Here is a 19,874-nt window from a genome sequence, read left to right on the forward strand (position 1 = left end):
TCTCGCTGGAATACTTTACGTTAAACAAAACCATGACAGCCAAAGAAGAAGGGCTGTTTTTAAAGGAATATTTAATTGATCTTGGTATTTCGAAAAGAATGCTGACGGATATTAAGTTTGATGGCGGTGACCTCCTCATTAATGGAGAGCATGTTACCGTGAGATATGAGCTGCATGAAGGGGACAGGCTCACCATTCTATTTCCCGAGGAAAAAGTGAGTGAAGGGCTGAAGCCTGCACCGATTCCGCTTGATATTATATTTGAGGACGAGCATGTCCTTGTTCTGAATAAAAGGCCGTATATTCCTTCGATCCCTTCTCGGGAGCACCCCGAGCACAGTATTGCGAATGGATTACTGCACCATTATGCCAAGCAGTCTGTTCGGCATACGGTTCATTTAGTGAACCGTCTTGATCGTGATACATCTGGCGTTATGCTTGTGGCGAAGCATCGTTTTGCCCATAGCCTTTTATCTAAGGCACAAAAGAGTGGAGCGGTTAAGCGAACATACAGAGCGTTTACACATGGCATGATCACAGAAAAACATGGAACCATCGCTGCAAAAATTGCCCGAAAAGGGGATAGTATCATCGAGCGGATGGTTGATGATACTGGGCAGGAGGCAGTGACGCATTATACCGTGCGAGCAGTAATCGCTGAGTTAAATATGTCGGATGTGTCTCTCTCGCTTGAAACCGGGAGAACACATCAAATTCGTGTGCATATGCAATTTCTTGGGCATCCGCTCATCGGAGATACGCTGTATGGCGGAAGGGCCGAGCGGATAGACAGGCAGGCACTGCATAGTGAAACCCTTGTGTTTCCTCATCCGATGACAGGTGAGCAAATGACATTTTCAGCTCCGCTTCCTGATGATATGAAATCCTTGCTTTTTAATTAGAGAAACCCGGTCACCTGCATCGCAGGGCCGGGTTTTTTTATAATGTGAAATGCTGAAATCTTGAATCGTCATAAGGCATAGATGAGGGAACGGAGACCGTTTTAAGCTCAGGGTATGTGAGGGCAGACAGTTTGTTGCCAAATACACAGCCTGTATCAATATTGACGGTTCTGCCAACGAATCGAGGTTCTTTCACAGGTGTATGGCCATACACAATCCACGGTTTTCCGTGATATTCCTTTGCCCAGTCCTTGCGAACAGGCCGTCCATCTGGCCATGTTTCTCCTGTGACGGCACCAAATAATAAATAGGACCGCATCTGTTTATTCGGCTTTTTTCCAATATCCTTTTCCTTCATCGCTGCGTGTGCAATGATCAGCTCATCAGGAATGAGTACATCATAAAGCGGAGCCTTCTCGAATAACTGCTTAAATTCATGTGACAATTTGTTTTGTTCATGAATGGGCAATTTTTTTATTTCGTTCACTGTCGTTTCGATGCCATGAAGCAATTTGACGGGATTTCCTTTTAAATAGCGATAAAGCTTAAAGCAATGGTTGCCAGGTACATAGCGGATTGCGCCGTGTGAATAGGCATGAATGACAAATCGCATGACGTCTACTGACTGAGGCCCTCGATCTGTTAAATCACCAACAAGGGCCAGCGTTCTCTTATCAGGATGGACGGGTAATCCATGTTTGAGTTCGTATCCTAGTTTGTGTATGAGTGTAAGCAGCTCTTCGTAGCAGCCGTGGATATCGCCAATGATATCGAATTTCATAAGGTTTCCTCCTGATTTTTTTCATCCATTCGTCGGATATAAAGAAGTTTGAATTTTAGAAAATATAACGAATGGCTTTCATTTCATTTAGGCAATTGTTAGAATCAATCCTTTAACGTAAGACTTATAAAATTAAACATGAATGTTAGGAGGCTTTAGCCAATGGAGCATACATCTGTTTCATCACTCGTTGTCGTTATTATTGTCGCCTTTTTCACCCCTATTTTATTGCACCGATTTAAGCTGACCATTCCGGTCGTTGTAGCTGAAATCATTATGGGGCTCATCATTGGGAAAAGCGGTCTTCAACTGGTTGTCGAACATGATGCGTGGTTAGATACATTATCCATGCTCGGTTTTATTTTTCTGATGTTTTTAAGTGGACTTGAAATAGATTTTTCTTCTTTTGAGTCAAAGAAGAAAGCACGAGAACTTCCAAATGGTTTAAAAGAACCAAATACATTTAAAGCAGCCACCATTATTTTTCTTGGGGTATTTTGTATTTCTTTTATCCTGTCCTATGCGTTTGTACTCGCAGGGTTTATCCAAAATGCCTTTTTAATGACGCTCATTATCTCTACCATCTCATTAGGCGTAGTGGTGCCAACCTTAAAAGAGGAAAAGTTGATGCAGACGAATATCGGTCAAATCATTCTGCTTGTAGCTGTCATTGCTGATTTGGTCACGATGATTTTACTTGCTGTGTTTTCCTCCATTTATGGAGATGGAACAGGGAACATGTGGCTTCTGCTCTTATTATTTGCTGCAGGCATTCTTCTTTATTTATTTGGCCGCGTATTTAAGACAAAGTCAATTTTTCAGTCGATGTCAAAAGGAACCGTGCAAATTGGGACAAGGGCAATCTTTACTCTCATTATAGTCTTAGTTGCCTTATCTGAATCACTCGGGGCTGAAAATATTCTAGGGGCGTTTTTAGCTGGCGTGCTTGTGTCCCTTCTTTCACCAAATAAAGAGCTCGTTCAGCAGCTGGACTCATTTGGCTACGGATTTTTAATCCCGATCTTTTTTGTGATGGTCGGAGTGGATCTGAATATATGGGCACTGTTTAAGGATCCAACCATCATGATCATGATTCCGCTGCTGTTTATTGCGTTGCTTATAAGTAAGCTCATCCCAATTCTTTATTTGAAAAAATGGTATGACATGAATAAGGTCATCGGCTCAGGCTTTTTATTAACTTCAACATTATCTCTCGTCATTGCAGCTGCGACGATTGGTGAGCGGCTCGGTGTCATTGATCATAAAATGTCTGGAGCGCTGATTTTAGTTGCTGTGCTAACGAGTATTTTAACACCTGTTTGGTTTAAAGCGCTCTTTAAAAAAGAACAAGCGGCGAGCCATAAGAAGCGTGTGACCTTTATTGGTGCAAATCAGCTGACCTTACCTGTCACACTTGATTTGCATCAGGATGAATATGACATTCGGATTTTGCATGTGTTTCAAGAAAATAAGGAAGCACTGCTGGCAGACTCTATCTTTGAAGTCGAATCAATTGAACAATACGACGATGAGACGCTGAGAAAGGCAGGCGTCGGCCAAGAGGATGTCCTTGTCGTCGCAACAGGCAGTGAGACAAAAAATAAGGAAATTGCTTTATTTGCAAAAGAAGAAGGAGCAAAACAAGTCATTGCAAGTGTCAACAAAGCTGAGGCAGAGCTGACATTGAAAGAAGCAGGCATTGATACGTTTTCTACTTTCCTTTCATCTAAAACGGTGCTAAGAGCTTTGATTGAAGCACCTGATGCGATTCGATTGCTAACAAATGAGGATTCTTCTTTGTATCAAATTCAAATGAACAATCATCGTTATCATAATGTCATGCTGAGAGAATTTCCTTTCACCGGTGATTTGGTATTTGTCCGCATTTTCAGAGGGGTAGACAGCTTAGTACCGCATGGAGATACGACACTTAGAAGCGGCGATCGTGTGCTTGTATCGGGCTCCCGGGAGTATGTGGCAGGACTAAGAGCCCAATTAGAATGACAATGAACGCTTGACCAATGAACAATTCCTGATTAAGATAGAGGTACAACATCATATATTTGATCCACTAGGGGAGTCCTTTAAAAGGGCTGAGATAAAAGTGTCGACTTTTAGACCCTCATTACCTGAACAGGTTCATACCTGCGTAGGGAAGTGGTGCGGTTTTTGACTATGCTTTTTACAAATTCCAAGCCACTTTCCACGCGGAAAGTGGCTTTTTTATATGGAAAAACAGGAGGAGAGGAACATGACGTTTTCAACAGAATGTAAAGAGGCTGCAGCAACATGGTGGAATGGAAGCTTTACGCATCCTTTTGTCAAAGGGATTGGGGATGGCACACTTTCACTCGATCGTTTCACCTATTACGTGATGCAGGATTCGTATTATTTAACTCATTTTGCAAAGGTGCAGGCATATGGAGCGGCGATTAGTGAGGACTTACATACGACGGGCAGAATGGCGTATCATGCCCAGGGCACGTATGAAGCAGAGCTGTCGCTGCATAGGAAATTTACAGAGCTTCTGCAAATTTCTGATGAAGCCATTGAGAACTTTAAGCCTTCCCCGACTGCTTATGCGTATACCTCTCATATGTATCGATCTGTAAAAAGCGGACGGTTTGAAGAGATTTTAGCCGCGTTATTACCGTGTTACTGGCTCTATTATGAGGTAGGTGAAAAGCTAAAACAAACAACACCTGACCATCCAATTTACCAAGAATGGATTTTGACATATGGAGGCGATTGGTTTAAGGAACTCGTTTTCGAACAGGTGAACCGCTTTGATGAACTAGCAGAAAAAGCACCAGAACATGTACGCGCCAATATGAAAGAAAATTTTGTGATTTCAAGCTATTACGAATATCATTTTTGGGAGATGGCGTATCAAAAAGAATTGTGGCAAACAGCATGCTTAGATGGGGTTGGTGCAAATGGAACTCCACGCAGTGACAAATGATTCGCTTCCTGCGGGTGAACTGATCAAACAAATAAAAGCCATTGCGTCTGAAGTGGATTTTATTCATATTCGGGAACGTTCTAAAACAGCAGGTGAGCTTGTTGATCTCGTGAAGAATCTCCTTTTAGAAGGTGTGCCGAAAGAAAAGCTCGTGATCAATGACCGAGTAGACGTGGCGCTGCTAACCAATATTCACAGGGTGCATCTTCCGGGCCATAGCTTTTCGCCGAAAGAGCTGCGAAGAAAATTCCCTCACCTTCATGCAGGGGTGTCCGTCCATTCGATAGAAGAAGCGAAAGCAGCAGAGAAAAATGGAGCAGAGTATGTCATGTTTGGGCACGTATATGACACCTCTTGTAAACCAGGACTCCAGGCAAGAGGTGTACAGCTTGTGAAAGAACTGACTTCTGCACTAACAATTCCAGTGGTGGCCATCGGCGGGATGACCCCAGAACGAGTTCCAGAATTGAAACATGCTCATGTGAAAGGAATCGCTGTCATGTCTGGGATATTTACTCATCATCAGCCGCGTATGATGGCACAAGCATTTTCTGAAAAGGTAAAGGAGAATCCTTATGAAAAAGCATTATGACGTTGCAATCATTGGTGGTGGAATCATAGGGATGTCAATCGCCTATCACCTTGCAAAAGCAGGAAAACAGGTGGTCTTATTTGAAGCGAATGAGATAGGGAAGCAAACGACAAGTGCGGCTGCCGGGATGCTCGGTGCACATGCTGAAGGAGAGGGGCATGAGGATATTTTCTTTCAGGCAGGCAGAGCAAGCCAGGCATTATACGAAAAATTAAAGGTCGATCTTTTGCATGAATCAGGCATTGATATTCGGACTTCAGCAGGCGGCATCATGAAGGTCGCCTTTACTGAAGAAGAGAAGCAGGCCCTTTGCCGGATGCAGCATTTGTCTACATTTAAGTGGCTTGACGCAAGCAGCGTAAAAAAATGCATGCCTCAAGTAACAGATCACATGCTGGGAGCAGGTTTGATTGAAGAGGATGTGCATGTTGAGCCTTATGCTGTATGCAGGGCTTTGTGGCAGGCGGCGGTCCGGTACGGAGCAGATGTGAAAGAGTGTACACCTGTGATCGAAGTGAAGCGGGACAAAGAAGTGTTAACTGTCAGAACAACGAAGGGCACATTCACATGTGATGACCTGACAGTTGCAAGTGGTGTATGGTCTGGCCGTTTTTTTGAAGAGCTCGGATTATCGCATTCTCTTTATCCAGTAAAAGGAGAATGTGTGTCTGTATGGAATAACGGTCCAGCGCTCGCACACACCATTTATCATGATCATTGTTATATCGTTCAGCGAGATAGCGGAAAGCTTGTTATCGGTGCAACGATGAAGCCAAACGAGTGGCAGGCTGTTCCAACGCTTGGCGGAGTGGAAGCTGTGATTCAAAAGGCGTCTCAGCTGATGCCTTCTATTAAAGAGATGCCGATTGAAGAGTGCTGGGCAGGCCTTCGTCCGGCGACAAACGACCGGCATCCCTATATCGGAAGACATCCAGAAGACAAGCGTATTCTTTTTGCTGCAGGGCATTACAGGAATGGCATTTTACTTGCGCCGATTACTGGAGAAATCATTCGTGACCTCATATTAGACAAACCGGTCAAAGAGGAATGGCTTCACGCATTTCGTATTGGACGAAAGGAGGCACTATTCGTATGAAGATTCAATTGAATGGCAGAATCGTTGACTTCGATCAAGAGAATGGAACGATCTATGATCTGCTATCAGCCTATCAGCTTGAAAACCGTGTGGTGATCGTTGAAAAGAACCAAGAAATTATTGATAAAGAAGCGTTTCAACAAGTAGTCATTCAACCAAATGACACGATTGAAATCGTTCATTTTGTAGGAGGAGGATGATCCAATGCTGCACATTGGCGGAAAAACATTCACATCAAGACTATTACTCGGAACAGGGAAGTACCCATCATTTGAGGTTCAAAAAGAAGCGGTGAACGTATCGGAAGCCGAAATTTTAACCTTTGCTGTCAGAAGAATGAACATATTCGAAGCATCTCAGCCGAATTTCCTGGAGCAGCTTGATTTATCAAGATATACATTGCTTCCGAATACAGCTGGTGCAAGTACAGCAGAAGAAGCAGTGCGTATTGCCCGTTTAGCAAAGGCTTCTGGGCTGTGTGACATGATCAAGGTAGAAGTCATTGGCTGTTCAAGGTCTCTTTTGCCAGATCCAGTTGAAACATTAAAAGCATCTGAAATGCTGCTCGAAGAAGGATTTATCGTGCTGCCATATACGTCTGATGATGTGGTGCTCGCAAGAAAATTAGAAGAACTCGGTGTCCATGCCATTATGCCTGGTGCTTCTCCGATTGGTTCAGGCCAAGGCTTACTAAATCCTTTGAATCTCTCATTTATTATCGAACAGGCGAAGGTGCCGGTCATTATTGATGCTGGCGTAGGTTCTCCGAAGGATGCAGCTTATGCGATGGAGCTTGGAGCTGACGCAGTATTACTAAATACCGCTGTCTCTGGTGCAAAGGATCCTGTGAAAATGGCAAAAGCAATGAAACTGGCGATTGAATCAGGAAGACTAGGCTATGAGGCAGGACGTATTCCCCTGAAAAACTATGGGACAGCGAGCAGTCCACAGGAAGGAATGCCGTCATTTTGAGCACTCGTTATTCACGCCAAGAGCTTTTTCAGCCAATTGGAACAGAGGGACAAAAGCGGCTAAATGACTCAAAGGCGGTCATTATTGGAGCGGGGGCACTTGGAACGGCTAGTGCAGAAATGCTCGTTCGTGCCGGAGTTGGATCTGTCACCATTTTGGACCGAGATTATATTGAATGGAGCAACCTTCAGCGCCAGCAGCTTTACACGGAGCAAGACGTGAAGGATCGGCTGCCAAAGGCTGTGGCGGCTGAAAAAAGACTCAAGCAAGTAAACAGTGACGTTTACGTCAAAGGCATCGTGATTGATGTGACTGCTCACAATATTGACGAACTGGTCAGTGGGGCTTCGATCATTGTCGATGCAGCGGATAATTTTGAGGTAAGAATGATTGCAAATGATGCTGCTGTCAAACATCAAATTCCGTTCCTTTATGGGGCCTGTGTAGCCAGTTATGGTATTCAATTTACTGTGATTCCTGGTGAGACGCCGTGTTTACACTGTCTGCTTGAACATTTACCTGCACAAGGCATGACATGTGATACAGCAGGTATCATTAGTCCAGTTGTGCAGCAGGTGGCCGCATATCAAGTGGCAGATGCACTTAAATATTTAACAGGACATCAAGTGACGCCAATATTAAAATCCTTCGATTTATGGAAAAATGAACGGTCTGACATTCGGTCGGTCGCGTCTTTAAAGAAGAAGCAATGTCCAAGCTGTGGACTGAAGACGTATCCATTTCTTTCATATGACAAGAGAGCGAAGGCAGATGTACTATGCGGCCGCAATACGGTACAAATCCGCAGTGCAGCAGAAACACCGCCGCCTTTACATGAAGTAGCTCTTCGGTTAAAGAAAGCAGGGATGGATGTGCTTGAAAATCCATATTTGCTGTCGTGTCAAAAGGATGAATTTAAGCTTGTCTTATTTAAAGATGGCAGAGCGCTTGTTCATGGAACCAATGATATTGCCAAAGCAAGAACGATTTATCATCAATGGATTGGCTAATGAGAGGTGTGAAGAAATGACGATCAAAAAAGCATTCACAATCGCGGGTTCTGATTCTGGCGGCGGAGCAGGCATTCAGGCCGATTTGAAAACTTTTCAGGAGCTCGGTGTGTATGGAATGTCTGCAATCACAGCGATTACTGCGCAAAACACACTAGGTGTTCACGGGATTTACCCGCTTTCAATTGAGGCGTTAGAGCGTCAAATAGATGCAGTGGCAGAAGATTTACTGCCAGATGCCGTCAAAACAGGGATGCTGTGGAGTGCAGACATGATCAAGATCGTAGCTGAAAAAACGGTTCAATATGATATGAAGCTGATTGTAGATCCAGTCATGATCGCAAAAGGAGGAGCCTCTTTATTAAATGAAGATGCGGTCGCTGCGATGAAAACACACTTGCTGCCTGTGAGCTATGCTGTTACGCCGAATCTTCCTGAGGCAGAAGTACTGTCAGGTATACGTATTCAGAGGAAAGAGGATCGCTATCTGGCAGCAGAGCGCCTTTATGAGCTCGGTACGAAACATGTCGTGATCAAAGGCGGCCATGGTCCATCTGATGGGATGATTACCGACCTGCTGTATGATGGAAAAGGCTTTATTGAAATCACAAATGAACATATCGATACACCACATACACATGGCACAGGCTGCACGTTTGCAGCAGCATTAACAGCTGAAATTGCGAAAGGTTATTCGATAAAGGAAGCCTTTGAAACAGCAGAAAGCTTTGTCCATGAAGCGATCAAATTCCCTTTACGAATTGGATCTGGACACGGGCCTACGAACCATTTTGCTTATCAGCAAAACAGAATCAAACGTTAAGGGAATCGAACCGCCTTCCTTGTGAGGGCGGTTTTTTTGCGAAAATGAAACTTTCTTTCAGAGGAAATTGTCATTCTCTTATGATCTGTGATAATATTATGATCAGGTACTAATACTATGTCTTGAAAAAATAGGAGGCTTTATTACATATGAACTTTTCTTTAGAAGGCCGTAATATCGTGGTGATGGGTGTTGCCAATAAACGAAGCATCGCTTGGGGAATTGCCCGTTCACTTCATGAAGCTGGAGCTCGTTTGATTTTTACTTATGTTGGAGATCGTCTTGCTGAATCGGTAAAAGAGCTTGCAAGCACACTTGAGCGTGATGATTCAATCATTCTACCATGTGATGTGACAAGTGATGAAGAAATCGAAAAATGTTTTGCTGCAATTAAAGAAAAAGTACAAGTCATTCATGGCGTTGCGCATGCCATTGCATTTGCAAACAAGGAAGAGCTTGTTGGCGAATACTTGAACACGAACCGTGAAGGTTTCCTTTTGGCGCACAACATTAGTGCATACTCATTAACTGCTGTAGCAAAAGCAGCACGTCCATTAATGACAGAGGGTGGAAGCATTGTGACGCTTACATACCTAGGCGGAGAGCGTGTTGTATCAAACTACAACGTAATGGGTGTAGCGAAAGCATCACTTGAAGCAAGTGTGAAATATTTAGCAGCTGATTTAGGCGCAGAAGGCATCCGCGTGAACAGTATTTCTGCTGGTCCAATTCGTACGTTATCTGCAAAAGGCATCAGCGGCTTTAATACCATTCTAAAGGATATTGAAGAGCGTGCACCACTTCGCCGTACAACAACTCCTGAAGAAGTTGGCGATACAGCTCTATTCTTATTCAGTGATCTATCTCGCGGCATGACAGGTGAGAATCTGCATGTTGATTCTGGCTTCCATATCATTGCCCGCTAAACGAATACATGACTTGCAGCATACCGATGAAGGGTATGCTGTTTTTTTATTTTTCTTCTGATTTGAGGCTTCCGTTCATATATATAAGGAATGAATCATTCGGGAGGGATTAGTATGTCAAATATAGGTGATGAGAATCAAAAGCCGCTGATGTATATTGTTCAGCCGAGCTATCAAGAATCAAAGCCGGCCATGCAAAATATTGTGAGAAAGCGAAAGAAATCAGAAAAACAGCCAGAAAGTGATCACAATGCAGGCGAGATCGAAGAAAGCACGCAGCAGGTTCCTACGGCTCAAGAAATAGAGCAGAAAAAAGAAGCTGAGCCGCCTGCACTCCAGCAAGATCGAGAAATAAAACAAGAAGCCGAGTTTACAGAAGAACGAGATATCGCACAAGAGGCTGAGCTTGCACAGGAACAAGAGAACACACAAGAAACCGAGCTTGCACAGGAACAAGAGAACATACAAGAACCAGAGCTCATACAAAAGCAAGAGCCTCAGCAAGAAGAGGGGAACCAGCCAGAAGGTGTCTTTCATGAAACAAAAGAAGAACCAAGAAGAAAACGAGTGAAAAAGCCTTTAAGTCAGATGAGTATTGATGAAAAAGTCGATTTTCTCACAAGACTGCCTCATAATATGCCAAGAGCTCTTTGTCTGATTGAAGCTGATGGTAAAACATATAGAGGAATTATCATGGATCGAAAAGATGATACTGTGATCATTCGTACAGCAGGCGGGGGAAATCCAGTCGAATTAGTGATTGCTGAGATTTCTTCCATCCACCCGCTTGGTTTTTAACAAAGAAAAAAAGTCCCATATAGGGACTTTTTTTGTTAGCAGTTACGGTTGATGAGTCTTGGGTTTAGGCACTCGATAGCGCAGAAGCAGTCAAGGTCTACTTCAACGCAATACTTCGATTTTTCTAATCGAAACACATCACATAAGGAATCTTTATCTGTAAAATCTAAAATATGACGGTCTTTGTCAAATGCGATAAGCAAGCTGAGTGTTGCACAGTGATCACAGATATGTTCGACTCTGAAAAATGCAGTGCTGAAGCAAGGGCCTGGATCTACTTCTCCGACATTTCCGAATGCGACGAATGGTTTTGATTTGGATGTAAAGAGAACAAACGGGACAGTGTCACCTAATGAATGTGATGGAGAAAGGAGATTGCTGTAACAGCTGGTCGGGCAATCTTCTTTGACAGCATTTTGTAAGTCGCTAATGTTTTCAACAGCCTCTGTTACACAGTTCCATGAATGTTTGCGGCTCATATTCAACCCTCCTATACTAGGAAATTTGTTTGAGTGTTTGAGCACTGTTATCATCTACAAGCTATCTTTGCCGGTTCGTGCATCTACTTTTAACCAATGCGGAAGCGGTCGCTACTTATGCCGACTGCTCCGCATAATTGGTTGTCATTCATAAGGAAGGGGATGCTTTGACTCATGACAAGTTAGATGAACGGCTGTTGATTTAGCCGTGGTGATGATGCTTTTTATCTTTCGATGGCATGACTCTGTCGACAAGCTCTGGGTTTAAGCATTGGATTGCGCAGAAGCAGTTTAAATCAACCTCAATACAAAAGTCCGTTTTTTCTAAACCAAAGAAGTCAGGGTCACAAGGGTGACACACGCTTAGCGTATGTCCGTGTACATCAACAGGTCTTAATACAGATAACGTAGCACAGCAGTCGTGTAATTTTTCAACCCGGAAGAAAATAGATTCGAAGCATTGGCAATCGTCAACGAATCCTCCAATGTTTCCGAAAGTAGAGAACAACCCGCCCTTTTTATCAAAAAGTAAAAACGGAATCGTATCTTTTCCAGAAACTGTTGGGCTTAATAAATTACTGTAGCAGCTCGTAGGACATTTATCTTCTACAGCTTCCTGCTCTGCTAAAATCTTATCAACCGCATCGCATACACAGTTTTCATCATGTCGGCCATGGTGTTTTCCGCAGCTCATGGATTTCAGCTCCTTTAACAAGGTATTTGACTTTAGTCCTTAACAACATATGTATGCGCCCTCTAGTTGGTGTGGGTAAATGACCATTTATATTTGCTGTATTTTTATAAAAGGAAAAGCAGAGCTTTTCGCTCTGCTTTTGGACATTAGAGGATGCCGATTGCAACGATTGTCGCAACAAGAGTTTGTGTAAGTGTTTGGATTGCGATAGAGATGTCCGCATCGATTGTAGATACTGTAACGTTTCTTGAATTTTCGATGACAAGTTTTTGGCGGTTTGTTTGTTTGTGAGTAGCAGCTTGTAAGAGATCTTGCGTGACGCGGTCTGCCAAATCACCGTCTGCGATTGAGATGTTTGTAATCGTGATGATCGCTGTTTGAATCGCTACTTGGATAGATGCTGCAACCTGTGCATCGACAGAAGATACGTTAATGTCACAAGAGTCCCTAACGATAATGACCTCTTCAGATGTCTGCTTTGTGAAGCTTACTTGATCCAAATCTTGTAAGACATCTTCGTCATCATAATAATCGTCACAAAGTGCTTTTCTTTCATAGTTGCAATCGTCGTGGTGTTCGTGGTATCTGTGGTGTCCGTGGTGTGAACAGTTACGATCTAGAGCGACCCAAGAATATGGTTTAGAATCCATTTCTATTCCTCCTTCCGTTTACTTTATTAAATGCTGGAATGCGTTGTTTTGTCTCGGGCATTTACCCTAGCAGGCAACCCATTTTTATTTAATCGTTATTACGCTGAGCATTACGACGCTGCTGAATACGATTTCGAAGTGAATTTCGATTTGGACGTACTTTTGGTTCAGGCACTACTTCTTCTGGCTGTTTTGCTGCCTCAGCCTGCCTTTTTTTCTCCTGCTGCTGTTCTACGAAATCATTTGCTTTCTTTTGTAAGTCCTCGACTAATTTCAAAATCATTCTTCTTTGATCATCTGAAATTTTTGCTTTCTGATCATCAGTGATATTGTTTTTGTTTAACACATCACTGACAAGAAGACTTGTTAATGGATCAATATCCGTATTGATTTGAAATTCCTTTTTTTCGTTCTCTTCAGCCACGATGATTTCACCTCTTTCATACGTCATGTTAGAAAAAGAAAGGGTCAAAGAATGCCGGCTTCAACTAAGAGCACATTCAATGTTTGAGTGAGAATTTGGACGGAGTTCATAATGGATGCATCTGATAATGTAATTGTAATGTTATAGCAGTTGATGATTTGAATCACAGTTTTCTTTTGGATTTCCACTTGTTGCACAGCTAAAAGCTGATCTGTGATGTCAGCAGCCACTTCATCGTCTGGTACAAGAATTTGGATTAAAAGAGTAATGATTGTCGTTACGGTCGCTTGAAGGGAGAGTGCAGCTGTTACATCTGTTTTATGAATTGTGACATTTTCGGAATCTTTGATCTCAATGAAATCATCATAATTGCTGATTAATTCGTTTAACAGTTGTGTATATAATATTTCAGCACTTTCTTCAATAGACAATACTTTCACTCCTTTCTTATCTATACATTATTTAATGCAGCAAGGACTCAAGGTGGAATCGGAAAGTGTGAAAAAGTACAACCCAATTTTATTTCCACTCGATTCATCATGACGGTCTTTTTTCTTGCATATATAAAGAAAGGACGGAAAAAGAAGAAAGAAGGAGGTGGAGGCTTCTGAGCGGTGCTTTGTCATTTGTCGTGTTTGCCCTCGCATCCTTTAGACTGACGAGACTGATTGTGTTTGATACCATTACTGCCCCTTTCCGACGTCTATTTCATGAAGAACAGGAAGAGGTAAATGAACAAGGTGAGGTCGAAACATATATCATCATTAAAGGTGAAGGACTGCGGTCCTGGGTTGGAGAACTGTTAAGCTGTTATTGGTGTACTGGCATGTGGTGCACTGCTGCCTTACTTCTGATATACATACTTTTTCCTGTCATCAGCATGTGGCTTAATTTACTATTAGCGATTGCCGCAGCAGCAGGCATCATTGAAACGGTCGTCTCGAAGCTTGTGAAATAAACAGGCATTCTGATCAGACACGCTTTCAATAAATGCATATACTATCATGGAACAGGAAAGGAAGGGTTGCGATGAAACCAACTGAAACGCCGTCACATATGCTTCAAGGTTATCCAGCGCAGTCAAATCAACAATCTGTATATACGAAAAAAATCAAGAAAACTGGCTGCGGCTGTGGAAACAAAAAGAAACCTCAATAATAGAAGAGAAAAACAAAAGCCGGATTTATCCGGTTTTTTTGTTGCCCTTTTTTTGAGTGGTGCATATGTAAGAGAGAAGGGGTGACCAGAATGGATGCATTCGAACAATTAATCGGTTCCTTGTTCACTAAACCCCATGATGGGAAAGAACAAGCGCACGAAAAGGCTGAAATGGATCTATCGGATAAAGCGCATGATCTTGAGGAGCACTTAAAAGCATTTGGCGTGAAGATGGAGGCTTTTGCAAAAGAAACAGAAGCATTCATGATGCGTCATACAGAGGCAGATTACGTCTTTAAACAGCAGAAATAAAAATTCCGCACTTTTTTATGTGATCGTCCAAACCATTTCTTGCATTTTTCATACTTTGTAAGGGAGAAGAGGAGGTGCTTAAATATGAGTTACGGTTACGGTGGCGGTTCTTGCGGAGGCTACGGTGGAGGCTACGGCGGCGGATATGGATCAACATTTGTTCTTGTTGTCGTGCTTTTCATCCTTCTAATCATCGTTGGTGCTTCTTTCTTTAACTACTAAAAAGTAAGAAGGTGAGGGAAGCAAGGGGGAAGCCTTTTGCTTTCCTTTCTCTTTGGTCAAACAAGGTTTTAGGATAGGCACATATCCCGCCTATTTTCATATAGTAAGGTGATTACTCCACAAAGAGGAGGCAAATGAATGGATAATAAATTCTTTAAAAGCGTAGAAAACAAAACCGGTGTGAATATGAATGATGTGTTTAAACTTGCAGGTTCTTTGCAAAATGCCAACTTTAAAGATGAGAATACCGTTCGAGGTGTCATTAAAAAAGTAGCGCAGCTTGCGAACAAACGTGTACCTAAAGAAATGGAAGACAAAATCGTTCAATCGATTACTAGTGGAAAAGAAAAGCTTGATTTCAATACAATCGCTAAAATGATGAATAACAAAAAATAAACAACAGGCTCTCCGTTTAAAGGGGGGCCTGTTGTTTTTTTGTAAATAATTCACGGTTTTTCTTTAGAAGAGGATACAAAAAGCGAGAACGATGAGCCGTTTTGCCTCGTCTAAATGAAGGAACAGACAGATAAAGAGATTGTTCAGCTCTTGTCATGGCCACGTATAATAAACGGCGCTCTTCTTCCAGCGCTTCTTCATCACCGTTTCTGAGTTCATCCAGTGAGAAATCATGAGGCAATGCCCCATCGACCACACAAGTGATGTATACTGTCTGGAATTCAAGTCCCTTTGCACGGTGGATCGTCATGAGCTGAACACCGGGTTCATCTGTTTTTTCCTTTTCGGCAGATTTCATATGTTCGGCATGTGCGAGAAAGGCTTCAATCGTTTCAAAGCGTCTGGCAGCTGTTTTCACATCACGTACATCATCTGTCCCTTTTTCAAGTACATTCGTATCGTTCACCCGTTTTTTTAAGTAATCACCGAGTCCCATCTTTTGTTCAATAAATGTCACCGCGTCCGATGGCTTTAATGTTCGTAACGTTCGGAATAAAGGAACGATTGATTGCAGCTTTTTCCGTTGAAACGGCTGTATATCTGTCAGCTTTCCGAGCGCATCTACCATTGAACAATCCTCTGTGATAGTCAGTGCCTTTAGTGTATTCAGCGTTTGCTGCTTTAAAAAGAAAACCGGCAGCAGCTGTTTCATGGCGGCCACATCATCTGCATCCTGACTTAAGGAAAGAAAGGCGAGGAGTACCCGAACAATTCGTCTGCTGTAGAAGGCTTTAACGCCAGCATCCGTTTCATACGGAATGGCCGACTGATGCAGTCGTTCATAAATCGCACGGCCGCCTGTATTCGTACGAAACAGCACGCAGAAGTCATTCGGCTTTGCGCCGTTTTTAATTTTCTCCTGAATATCTGCGACAATCATCGTCGCTTCCTCTTCTTCATCATATGGATAAAAGAGCGTCGGCGAAATTTTCTCCGCCCGAACGGCTTTTAACGTCTTCTCATAACGATGCTGATTTTTCTTAATAATCGCATCTGCACTTGCGACAATTGTATGATGAGAGCGGTAATTCGCATGTAAATGGACGATCTGAGCCGAAGGATAATCCTGTTTGAATTCAAGGATGAAAGCAGGATTGCTACCCCTAAATGCGTAAATGGCTTGATCATCGTCCCCTACACAAAATAACTGCTCTGATTCTCCGGCTAAAAGTTGAATCAAGCGATATTGCACTGGATTAATATCCTGAAATTCATCCACTAAAATATACTGGAATCGTTCTTGATACCGTTTTAACAGTTTAGGCTGTTCTGTCAGCATATGTAAGCAGGCAATCGCCATATCATCAAAGTCAAATTGCTGATGATCTCGTTTTTGCTGTTCATATGATTGATAGATCGTCCACATGTGTTTTTCCTTTTCATCCTTCAAATCAGGAAGTTCACCTGGTAAAAAGGCATTTTTCCAATAGCCGATGGATTGCAGCACTTGATCAGTAGGGTAGTCTTTCTCATCAAGTCCTTCATTCATTATGGCTTTTCGAATGTATTGCTCCTTTTGCCAGTCAAACTTGATCAGATGCTGGCCGTTCCATTTATTTGCGTCATCGTGAAGCAGCATTTTATAAAAAAGACTGTGGAAGGTGCCTGTCACCACTTGGCTGGCTTGTGAAGGATGAAGCTGGTATTGCTTGCGCAGTCTTTCTTTCATCTCACTGCTCGCTTTTGTAGTAAAAGTTACGAGTAAAATATGGTGAGCAGGAATATGATGATGGGACATGAGATAAGCCGCTCTAGCCGTCAGGACTCTTGTTTTCCCGCTGCCGGCACCAGCCAGCACAAGCATCGGACCATCTAAATGTGTGACAGCTTGAAGCTGCGGTGTGCTAAAGGTGATATGCGGGAAGAGGTCGATCGTATGAACTTGTTCATTTTCTTCTAAATGTAAGGCGTCGCTAAATTGAATCGACTTTGGTTCCTGCCAGTCATATGATTCGCTAGTTTGCGAGATGATCTGTTTGCCGGTTGGAAAACGGAAGCCGCCAAGTTCTTTATAGGAAGCCTTTTCCTCCTGTTCAGCCGTTTGATTATGATCTGCTTGTTCTTCAGCTTGTTCACAAATCTCTTGCTGAGACATGTGCTTATGAATAAAGGCAGGTTCATCATGTATATTTAATCTAAAAAAGACCGGTTGTCCGCAATATGGGCAGAATAATTGTCCTTTTTTTCCCTCGTCATGGAGGAATTGATAATGTTCTCTCGAATACGTATGTAATGAGATCGTTCGATCATGTCGTCGTGCGCATTTCAAAGCTAGTCCTCCAATAGTCAATCAATCTTAAAATGAAACACATCTAATCATATCAAATGAGGCGTGTTTCAAACAGTCATAATTAGGGAATAGTAGAGTAAGAGAGAAGCAAAGGAGGCGTTCTTGATGGGATATATAGCCCCGATTCAGCCGGATCTGTATTTTCAATATATCAATCGTCCAGCTCCTCAGGATAAAGAAGACTACGCGAAAGTAACAAAGGTTACTCGCACCTTTCATGACAAGATTTACAGAGAGCTGGAGAAAAAAGAGGACTTAGTGACAGAAGCGGAAACGAAAGTACAGCAAAAAAAGCGGGAACGCTTTGTACGAGATATGTTTATGGAGGAAGGAAAAGGCGTTCATATCAATACGTATATATAAATGATTGCGCTTTCTTCCATTGGCGAACGATAATGAAAAAGAAAAAGCCAGGGCATTTTGAATGCTCTGGCTTTTCTTTTGGTCAAACAGACAGTGTTTTTGTCATTTTGACATGGGTGATTCCAGCTTCTTCAAACGGTTCAGAAACCGCTTTGTAGCCTTTCTTTTCGTAGAAAGGAAGCGCATGGACTTGGGCATGCATCACCGCTTCTTTTGCTCCATTAGCAATTGCTTCTGTTTCTAGCGCCTCTAATAGCTTGAGGCCAAGGCCGAAGGAGCGCGCCTCTTTTAACACACAAATTCTTTCTAGCTTTGCCTTTGATCCCTCAATGATCCGCAGTCTAGCGGCCGCCTGAGGCTTTTTGTCATCATTGTAAATGACAAAATGGGTGGCTTTGTCCTCTAGTTCATCTATTTCGATCTCTACTGGAACTTCTTGTTCTTTGACGAATACTTCTTTTCGAACGTAATATGCATCTTCTCGTTGTGTTTGTTCTGTTGCGATGACTGTTTTCAAATGTCTTTAACCCTCTTCTCCTAAAATAAATGTTTCATAGACGGTCCAAGATCCGTTTTCTAATTGATATAAAAGGTGGAAGCGATCCACTGTTTCTTCATGGTCAATCTTTCTCAGCTTTAATGTGCCAAGTACGTCTGAATGCTCATCATCTGATAGTTTTTGAGCCACTGTGACATGCGGAACAAAGGCATATTCAGGTGTACCAGCCAGTGGCTCTGCGTACAATCTTTCATTGAGCGCCATGATGTCCTCGTTCGGTTCTACTTTCATATAAATGACGTTGTTTACAGGAGCGAATGAACTGAATTTTTTAATACGTAACGTAATAGGAGAAGCATTTTTTGCATAATCTCTTAACGTTGAGACGACCTCAGCCGCTTCTAGATCCGTTAATTCAAAAGGTGTTCTTAATGTTAAATGAGGCGGTATGAGTGCATAGTTCGGATCATAACGCTTCCGGTAAGAGTTCGCAATATCTTGCAATTTTTTTGATGGAAATATAACAACTCCGTATTTCATCATGTTCCCTCCTGAATAAGAAAGTATTTATTATTGTTTATTATAACAAAATTCAGTTGATTAACGAATATGGGAGCATTCTTTTTAACGAAGGCGCAATGAGCGGCTGCCAAAACGTCCATTTATGATCCCCTTCGAATGTCTCAAATAAATAATCCGCTCCAGATTGTTCAAGAAGGGCCTTTAAATCATCATTCGGCTGAACAAAATCAAGCACCTGGCCATCTGTTGTTTTCACAGCGGTTTCCTCCAGCCCAATTTGATGGATAATCGCATAATGAGAAAGGGCTGTCGACTGTTTGACGGCTTCTAGAACCGACTCGTCAACGTAAGGGGACTGCAAAATCAGCCCGCCAAATAAAGAAGGATAATCAATGGCTGTCATGAGGGAAATCGTCGCACCAAGTGAATCACCAATAAACGTACGTCCTGATCCAATTTGATAGGTTGGATAGTGTTCATCAATATAAGGAACCAGTTCATTGGCTAAAAAGCGTTTATACGCTTCAAACTTTGTGCCGTCTGGATGATACGTGTTCCGTCTTTCCGTAACATTTTCATAAGGGACACCAATGATAATCGAGCGTTCCATTTCTTTGTTCTGCATCAATTCTTCTGCCTGTCTGCCTATTTTGCCTAGGCGGAAATAATCATGACCATCCTGGGCAATGATGACATGATATGTATAAAGGGGGGAGTAATTGACTGGCAAATAGATCAAAATGGTCATGTCCGCCCCAAGTTCTTTTGACTGTAAGGTTTCTTCTTGAATGATTCCTGTTTTCTTCACCATAATCCATTCCTCCAGCTAACCAAATTCATCATAAAGTGAAACGTTTCCATTCATTGTAACACGAAAAACAGCGTTGTTCCTATATGCTAACATGCAATCAAACCGTATAACATCGATTCTGTTATAAAATAC

The 19,874-nt window shown here is 42.4% G+C and carries 27 protein-coding genes and 1 riboswitch; of the genes, 17 read left to right on the forward strand and 10 right to left on the reverse strand.

Annotated features, from left to right (window positions below):
* The first annotated feature begins 5 nt into the window (after positions 1-5).
* Complete coding sequence (locus tag ACN6NB_RS05535; RefSeq protein WP_039183058.1) at positions 6-902, forward strand: RluA family pseudouridine synthase; 897 nt, start codon at positions 6-8, stop codon at positions 900-902.
* A 37-nt stretch (positions 903-939) separates the two neighbouring features.
* Here the strand turns inward: ACN6NB_RS05535 and prpE are convergent, their stop codons facing one another.
* Positions 940-1,683, reverse strand: a complete 744-nt coding sequence (prpE, locus tag ACN6NB_RS05540) for a bis(5'-nucleosyl)-tetraphosphatase PrpE (protein WP_151284197.1) — start codon at positions 1,681-1,683, stop codon at positions 940-942.
* A 162-nt stretch (positions 1,684-1,845) separates the two neighbouring features.
* Between prpE and ACN6NB_RS05545 the strand changes: the two genes are divergently transcribed.
* The 10 genes from ACN6NB_RS05545 to ACN6NB_RS05590 all read left to right on the forward strand — a co-directional run bounded on the left by ACN6NB_RS05545 (position 1,846) and on the right by ACN6NB_RS05590 (position 10,862).
* Complete coding sequence (locus ACN6NB_RS05545; protein ID WP_058838853.1) at positions 1,846-3,687, forward strand: monovalent cation:proton antiporter family protein; 1,842 nt, start codon at positions 1,846-1,848, stop codon at positions 3,685-3,687.
* A 59-nt stretch (positions 3,688-3,746) separates the two neighbouring features.
* Positions 3,747-3,856, forward strand: a riboswitch (TPP riboswitch).
* A gap of 78 nt (positions 3,857-3,934) precedes the next feature.
* A complete protein-coding gene (gene tenA / locus ACN6NB_RS05550) occupies positions 3,935-4,645 on the forward strand; it encodes a thiaminase II (protein WP_039177838.1) in 711 nt (236 codons plus the stop codon).
* Positions 4,620-5,237 carry a thiazole tautomerase TenI gene (gene tenI / locus ACN6NB_RS05555; protein WP_039183061.1) on the forward strand — a complete coding sequence of 206 codons (618 nt, stop codon included), beginning with the start codon at positions 4,620-4,622 and terminating at the stop codon, positions 5,235-5,237. The genes tenA and tenI overlap by 26 nt, the downstream gene beginning before the upstream one ends.
* A complete protein-coding gene (gene thiO / locus ACN6NB_RS05560) occupies positions 5,221-6,333 on the forward strand; it encodes a glycine oxidase ThiO (RefSeq protein ID WP_474253269.1) in 1,113 nt (370 codons plus the stop codon). The genes tenI and thiO overlap by 17 nt, the downstream gene beginning before the upstream one ends.
* Entirely contained in the window at positions 6,330-6,533 is a 204-nt protein-coding gene (thiS, locus tag ACN6NB_RS05565) for a sulfur carrier protein ThiS (protein ID WP_039177840.1), read from the forward strand. The genes thiO and thiS overlap by 4 nt, the downstream gene beginning before the upstream one ends.
* Before the next feature lie 4 nt (positions 6,534-6,537).
* The gene (locus ACN6NB_RS05570; protein ID WP_034282033.1) at positions 6,538-7,305 is read left to right on the forward strand and encodes a thiazole synthase; all 768 of its coding nucleotides are present in this window, start codon (positions 6,538-6,540) and stop codon (positions 7,303-7,305) included.
* Positions 7,302-8,315 (forward strand): thiazole biosynthesis adenylyltransferase ThiF, encoded by a 1,014-nt coding sequence (locus ACN6NB_RS05575; protein WP_064498309.1) that lies wholly within the window; start codon positions 7,302-7,304, stop codon positions 8,313-8,315. Before ACN6NB_RS05570 ends, ACN6NB_RS05575 begins: the two co-directional genes overlap by 4 nt.
* Before the next feature lie 16 nt (positions 8,316-8,331).
* Positions 8,332-9,138, forward strand: coding sequence for a bifunctional hydroxymethylpyrimidine kinase/phosphomethylpyrimidine kinase (gene thiD, locus ACN6NB_RS05580; RefSeq protein WP_064498310.1), 807 nt, complete (start codon positions 8,332-8,334; stop codon positions 9,136-9,138).
* Positions 9,139-9,287: 149 nt separating this feature from the next.
* A complete protein-coding gene (gene fabI / locus ACN6NB_RS05585; RefSeq protein WP_024425017.1) occupies positions 9,288-10,064 on the forward strand; it encodes an enoyl-ACP reductase FabI in 777 nt (258 codons plus the stop codon).
* 114 nt (positions 10,065-10,178) lie between these two features.
* On the forward strand, positions 10,179-10,862 hold the full coding sequence (locus ACN6NB_RS05590; RefSeq protein ID WP_144491084.1) for a CotO family spore coat protein: 684 nt from the start codon (positions 10,179-10,181) through the stop codon (positions 10,860-10,862).
* Between the two features lie 35 nt (positions 10,863-10,897).
* Here ACN6NB_RS05590 and ACN6NB_RS05595 read toward each other — a convergent pair whose 3' ends face one another.
* The 5 genes from ACN6NB_RS05595 to ACN6NB_RS05615 all read right to left on the reverse strand — a co-directional run bounded on the left by ACN6NB_RS05595 (position 10,898) and on the right by ACN6NB_RS05615 (position 13,549).
* The gene (locus tag ACN6NB_RS05595) at positions 10,898-11,341 is read right to left on the reverse strand and encodes a CotY/CotZ family spore coat protein (protein ID WP_047201813.1); all 444 of its coding nucleotides are present in this window, start codon (positions 11,339-11,341) and stop codon (positions 10,898-10,900) included.
* A 202-nt stretch (positions 11,342-11,543) separates the two neighbouring features.
* Positions 11,544-12,035, reverse strand: a complete 492-nt coding sequence (locus ACN6NB_RS05600; protein ID WP_003211658.1) for a CotY/CotZ family spore coat protein — start codon at positions 12,033-12,035, stop codon at positions 11,544-11,546.
* A gap of 146 nt (positions 12,036-12,181) precedes the next feature.
* On the reverse strand, positions 12,182-12,685 hold the full coding sequence (locus ACN6NB_RS05605; RefSeq protein WP_039177849.1) for a spore coat protein: 504 nt from the start codon (positions 12,683-12,685) through the stop codon (positions 12,182-12,184).
* Between the two features lie 88 nt (positions 12,686-12,773).
* Positions 12,774-13,109 (reverse strand): hypothetical protein, encoded by a 336-nt coding sequence (locus ACN6NB_RS05610; protein WP_024425013.1) that lies wholly within the window; start codon positions 13,107-13,109, stop codon positions 12,774-12,776.
* A 44-nt stretch (positions 13,110-13,153) separates the two neighbouring features.
* On the reverse strand, positions 13,154-13,549 hold the full coding sequence (locus ACN6NB_RS05615) for a spore coat protein (protein WP_228285950.1): 396 nt from the start codon (positions 13,547-13,549) through the stop codon (positions 13,154-13,156).
* Between the two features lie 167 nt (positions 13,550-13,716).
* Between ACN6NB_RS05615 and ACN6NB_RS05620 the strand changes: the two genes are divergently transcribed.
* The 5 genes from ACN6NB_RS05620 (at position 13,717) to spoVIF (ending at position 15,197) form a co-directional block, all read left to right on the forward strand.
* On the forward strand, positions 13,717-14,067 hold the full coding sequence (locus tag ACN6NB_RS05620) for a DUF1360 domain-containing protein (protein WP_047201814.1): 351 nt from the start codon (positions 13,717-13,719) through the stop codon (positions 14,065-14,067).
* Positions 14,068-14,138: 71 nt separating this feature from the next.
* A complete protein-coding gene (locus ACN6NB_RS05625; protein ID WP_254967544.1) occupies positions 14,139-14,267 on the forward strand; it encodes a hypothetical protein in 129 nt (42 codons plus the stop codon).
* A 90-nt stretch (positions 14,268-14,357) separates the two neighbouring features.
* The gene (locus ACN6NB_RS05630; RefSeq protein ID WP_025093421.1) at positions 14,358-14,579 is read left to right on the forward strand and encodes a hypothetical protein; all 222 of its coding nucleotides are present in this window, start codon (positions 14,358-14,360) and stop codon (positions 14,577-14,579) included.
* 84 nt (positions 14,580-14,663) lie between these two features.
* A complete protein-coding gene (locus tag ACN6NB_RS05635) occupies positions 14,664-14,801 on the forward strand; it encodes a YjcZ family sporulation protein (protein WP_024426457.1) in 138 nt (45 codons plus the stop codon).
* Between the two features lie 138 nt (positions 14,802-14,939).
* Complete coding sequence (gene spoVIF, locus ACN6NB_RS05640; RefSeq protein ID WP_008348417.1) at positions 14,940-15,197, forward strand: sporulation-specific transcription regulator SpoVIF; 258 nt, start codon at positions 14,940-14,942, stop codon at positions 15,195-15,197.
* A gap of 16 nt (positions 15,198-15,213) precedes the next feature.
* On the opposite strand, the gene ACN6NB_RS05645 is transcribed toward spoVIF, so the two are convergent.
* Positions 15,214-17,526 carry a UvrD-helicase domain-containing protein gene (locus tag ACN6NB_RS05645; protein WP_126682001.1) on the reverse strand — a complete coding sequence of 771 codons (2,313 nt, stop codon included), beginning with the start codon at positions 17,524-17,526 and terminating at the stop codon, positions 15,214-15,216.
* 126 nt (positions 17,527-17,652) lie between these two features.
* Between ACN6NB_RS05645 and ACN6NB_RS05650 the strand changes: the two genes are divergently transcribed.
* Complete coding sequence (locus tag ACN6NB_RS05650; protein ID WP_003210759.1) at positions 17,653-17,910, forward strand: hypothetical protein; 258 nt, start codon at positions 17,653-17,655, stop codon at positions 17,908-17,910.
* Between the two features lie 82 nt (positions 17,911-17,992).
* Here the strand turns inward: ACN6NB_RS05650 and ACN6NB_RS05655 are convergent, their stop codons facing one another.
* Genes ACN6NB_RS05655 through ACN6NB_RS05665 form a run of 3 tightly spaced genes read right to left on the reverse strand, consistent with a single transcriptional unit; the run spans position 17,993 to position 19,742 of the window.
* Positions 17,993-18,427, reverse strand: coding sequence for a GNAT family N-acetyltransferase (locus ACN6NB_RS05655; protein WP_039177857.1), 435 nt, complete (start codon positions 18,425-18,427; stop codon positions 17,993-17,995).
* A 6-nt stretch (positions 18,428-18,433) separates the two neighbouring features.
* Positions 18,434-18,949 (reverse strand): YjcG family protein, encoded by a 516-nt coding sequence (locus ACN6NB_RS05660; RefSeq protein WP_039177859.1) that lies wholly within the window; start codon positions 18,947-18,949, stop codon positions 18,434-18,436.
* A gap of 52 nt (positions 18,950-19,001) precedes the next feature.
* Positions 19,002-19,742, reverse strand: a complete 741-nt coding sequence (locus ACN6NB_RS05665; protein WP_039177861.1) for an alpha/beta hydrolase — start codon at positions 19,740-19,742, stop codon at positions 19,002-19,004.
* Between the last annotated feature and the right edge of the window lie 132 nt (positions 19,743-19,874).

The sequence above is a fragment of the Bacillus sp. 11B20 genome (genome assembly GCF_056098985.1).

What these genes read in the sequence shown, in the direction of transcription:
- ACN6NB_RS05635 (WP_024426457.1), top strand. Translation starts at nt 14,664, where the DNA reads ATGAGTTACGGTTACGGTGGCGGTTCTTGCGGAGGCTACGGTGGAGGC.
- ACN6NB_RS05650 (WP_003210759.1), top strand. Translation starts at nt 17,653, where the DNA reads ATGGGATATATAGCCCCGATTCAGCCGGATCTGTATTTTCAATATATC.
- thiO (WP_474253269.1), top strand. Translation starts at nt 5,221, where the DNA reads ATGAAAAAGCATTATGACGTTGCAATCATTGGTGGTGGAATCATAGGG.
- thiS (WP_039177840.1), top strand. Translation starts at nt 6,330, where the DNA reads ATGAAGATTCAATTGAATGGCAGAATCGTTGACTTCGATCAAGAGAAT.
- ACN6NB_RS05625 (WP_254967544.1), top strand. Translation starts at nt 14,139, where the DNA reads ATGAAACCAACTGAAACGCCGTCACATATGCTTCAAGGTTATCCAGCG.
- ACN6NB_RS05605 (WP_039177849.1), bottom strand. Translation starts at nt 12,685, where the DNA reads ATGGATTCTAAACCATATTCTTGGGTCGCTCTAGATCGTAACTGTTCA.
- ACN6NB_RS05665 (WP_039177861.1), bottom strand. Translation starts at nt 19,742, where the DNA reads ATGGTGAAGAAAACAGGAATCATTCAAGAAGAAACCTTACAGTCAAAA.
- prpE (WP_151284197.1), bottom strand. Translation starts at nt 1,683, where the DNA reads ATGAAATTCGATATCATTGGCGATATCCACGGCTGCTACGAAGAGCTG.
- tenA (WP_039177838.1), top strand. Translation starts at nt 3,935, where the DNA reads ATGACGTTTTCAACAGAATGTAAAGAGGCTGCAGCAACATGGTGGAAT.
- tenI (WP_039183061.1), top strand. Translation starts at nt 4,620, where the DNA reads ATGGAACTCCACGCAGTGACAAATGATTCGCTTCCTGCGGGTGAACTG.
- ACN6NB_RS05545 (WP_058838853.1), top strand. Translation starts at nt 1,846, where the DNA reads ATGGAGCATACATCTGTTTCATCACTCGTTGTCGTTATTATTGTCGCC.
- ACN6NB_RS05590 (WP_144491084.1), top strand. Translation starts at nt 10,179, where the DNA reads ATGTCAAATATAGGTGATGAGAATCAAAAGCCGCTGATGTATATTGTT.
- fabI (WP_024425017.1), top strand. Translation starts at nt 9,288, where the DNA reads ATGAACTTTTCTTTAGAAGGCCGTAATATCGTGGTGATGGGTGTTGCC.
- ACN6NB_RS05570 (WP_034282033.1), top strand. Translation starts at nt 6,538, where the DNA reads ATGCTGCACATTGGCGGAAAAACATTCACATCAAGACTATTACTCGGA.
- thiD (WP_064498310.1), top strand. Translation starts at nt 8,332, where the DNA reads ATGACGATCAAAAAAGCATTCACAATCGCGGGTTCTGATTCTGGCGGC.
- spoVIF (WP_008348417.1), top strand. Translation starts at nt 14,940, where the DNA reads ATGGATAATAAATTCTTTAAAAGCGTAGAAAACAAAACCGGTGTGAAT.
- ACN6NB_RS05630 (WP_025093421.1), top strand. Translation starts at nt 14,358, where the DNA reads ATGGATGCATTCGAACAATTAATCGGTTCCTTGTTCACTAAACCCCAT.
- ACN6NB_RS05660 (WP_039177859.1), bottom strand. Translation starts at nt 18,949, where the DNA reads ATGAAATACGGAGTTGTTATATTTCCATCAAAAAAATTGCAAGATATT.
- ACN6NB_RS05595 (WP_047201813.1), bottom strand. Translation starts at nt 11,341, where the DNA reads ATGAGCCGCAAACATTCATGGAACTGTGTAACAGAGGCTGTTGAAAAC.
- ACN6NB_RS05600 (WP_003211658.1), bottom strand. Translation starts at nt 12,035, where the DNA reads ATGAGCTGCGGAAAACACCATGGCCGACATGATGAAAACTGTGTATGC.